Here is a 2,274-nt window from a genome sequence, read left to right as displayed (position 1 = left end):
GTCCCGGGGCGCGGCGCAGGCGCGGGTCGGACACCGGGCGCCGGGACGAGCTGGTGGAGGTGGTGCTGCGGCTGCGGGCGCGCGGCGTGCGCGAACCCGCGCTGGAGGAGTGGGCGCGGGGGGTCGCGTCCCGGTTCCTGGCGGCGCGGCACCTGGAGTCGCGGTTCGCGTCCGACCCCGGGCTGCGCGCGGCGCTGAAGGCGCTGCTCGACGACGCGCGGCGGGGGTGAGCCGATGCCCGCCGTCGTCATCGGACTGCTGATCCTGCTGTGGCTCGCCGTCATGTACGCCGGGTTCGTCCTGGTGTTCCCCGTGCTGTTCCCGGCGGTCGTCGCCGCCGCCGGCCTCGCCGCGTTCGGCCTGTACTACCTGCACGCCGTCCGCGCGCTGACCCCGCGCGAGCGCGCCGGCCCGTCGCCGGTCGCCGAGCCCGCCGTGTCGTACCGGACGTACCTGCTCGGGCAGGCGTGGCGCGACTGGTGGACGATCACCCGGACGGTCGTGCCGCGCGTGTACGGGACGGCGCGGCGCGCGATCGTGCGGCTCACCCGGCTCATGCTCGGGGGGCTCTGGGGCTTCTTCACGTTCCCCTTCTGGCTGGCGCTGTGCGCGGGGATCGCGGTCGCGGCCGTCCCGGCGGCGGGGTTCGGGCTCGCGCTGACCGTCCTGTACGGGGCGGTCGCGGCGGTGGGCCTGGCGGCGTGGTCGGTGTGCGTGCTGGCGCTGGCGGCGGTCGAGCGCGGGTTCATGGTGTACGGCCGCATCCTGCAGACCTGCCCGCACCCGTTCTGCTACGAGCGGATCGCGCTGCCGGTGTACGCGTGCCCCGGCTGCGGGGCGCGGCACCCCCGGCTCACGCCGGGCGCCGCGGGCGCGTTCCGGCACGTGTGCCGGTGCGGGACGCGGCTGCCGACGACCGTCCCGCTGGGCCGGTTCCGGCTCGCGGCGTACTGCCCGCACTGCGAGGGACGGCTGCCCGAACGCATCGGGCGCGTCCGGATCGAGCCGCTGCCGTTCGTCGGCGGGCCCGCCGCAGGGAAGACCACGTTCATGGTCCTCGGCATCCGCGCGCTGCACACCCGGGCGCGCGCGGCGCACGGCCGGCTGGCGTTCGTCGAGCGGCGGCACGCCGAGGCGTACGCGGCGATGGCGCAGGTGTTCAACTCGGGCGGACGGCCCGCCAAGACCGGCCCGGAGCTGCCGCTCGCGACGATGCTGGACGTCGAGCTGCCCGGCCGCGTCCGCCGCATCCTGTACCTGTTCGACCCGGCCGGTGAGCACTACACGGGCGCGACCGAGGTGGAGTCGCTGCGCTACCTGGACCACGGCGAGGCGCTGCTGTTCGTGGTCGACCCGTTCGCGCTGCCCTACGTCCGGCACGCGCTGGGCGAGTCGGAGCTGCACCTGGTCGAGGAGGCGGCGGGCACCTCGGAGGAGGACCCGGCGGACACGCTGCAGCGCGTCCTGAACGAGCTGCGCACGCGCCCGGACCGGGGCCGGCAGAAGCGGATCGGCGTGATCGTCACCAAGCTCGACCTGCTGGTCAAGACCGAGGTCGGCCGGGACGTCACGGCGGGCGGGCTGCGCGACTGGCTGGCCGGGGTCGGGCTCGGCAACTCGGTGCGGTCGCTGGAGCAGGTCGCCGCCGAGGTGCGGTTCTTCGGGTCGGGGCTGTCCACGCCGCAGGGCGAGGTCGCCGACCTGCTGCTGTGGGCGTCGGGACTGGCGTCGGCGACGCCGCCGGTGCCGCCCGACACCGCCGCGCCGGACCTCATCGAGGAGGTGCCCGGGACGTCCCCGCTGCGCGCGCCGTGGCCGGTGCGCGGGCGCGACCCGGCGCTGGTGCCGCTGGGCTACCAGGTGGGCCGGTGGTCGGTGCTCGGCGGCCTGTCGGCGGCGGGCCTCGCCCTGCTCGCCGCGGTCGGCGCGGGCGCCGCGCTGCTGCTGGACAACGTGCAGCTCCACTTCCCGTTCTTCTTCTGACCGCCGCGGGAGCCGTCGGCCCGCATCCAACGTCGCGGAGGCGTGCGCGTCGCGGGGCCATGCCTGATCGGGCGGACGGTGAACCCGGTCCGGCGTCGCGGCATCTCACCGGCCAGAGGGACGCGACCGGAGCGTCCCCGGCGGATGGGGGCGCGAGATGCCCGAGAGCCGGCCGCAGCGGGTCGCGGGACGGACGACGCTGCTGCTCGGCGGCGGCGCGACGGCCGCGGCCGGGCTGGTGCTCGGCCTGACGCTGCTGGTGGGCGGCGGGCCCGGCGGGGACGGCCCCGG

2 protein-coding genes are annotated in these 2,274 nt (G+C 76.9%); both read left to right on the top strand.

Features of this window, described 5'->3' with window-relative positions; genetic code table 11:
• The coding region (locus DZF91_RS40290) for a hypothetical protein (protein WP_158588040.1) at window positions 1-230 on the top strand (230 nt) is incomplete at its 5' end.
• Window positions 231-234: 4 nt separating this feature from the next.
• The gene (locus DZF91_RS24860) at window positions 235-1,983 is read left to right on the top strand and encodes a TRAFAC clade GTPase domain-containing protein (RefSeq protein ID WP_117359673.1); all 1,749 of its coding nucleotides are present in this window, start codon (window positions 235-237) and stop codon (window positions 1,981-1,983) included.
• The last annotated feature ends 291 nt before the right edge of the window (window positions 1,984-2,274 follow it).

Origin of the sequence: Actinomadura logoneensis (assembly GCF_003428695.1) — a bacterium.
Lineage (GTDB): Bacteria > Actinomycetota > Actinomycetes > Streptosporangiales > Streptosporangiaceae > Spirillospora > Spirillospora logoneensis.
This window is presented reverse-complemented; position numbering and strand designations above follow the sequence as displayed.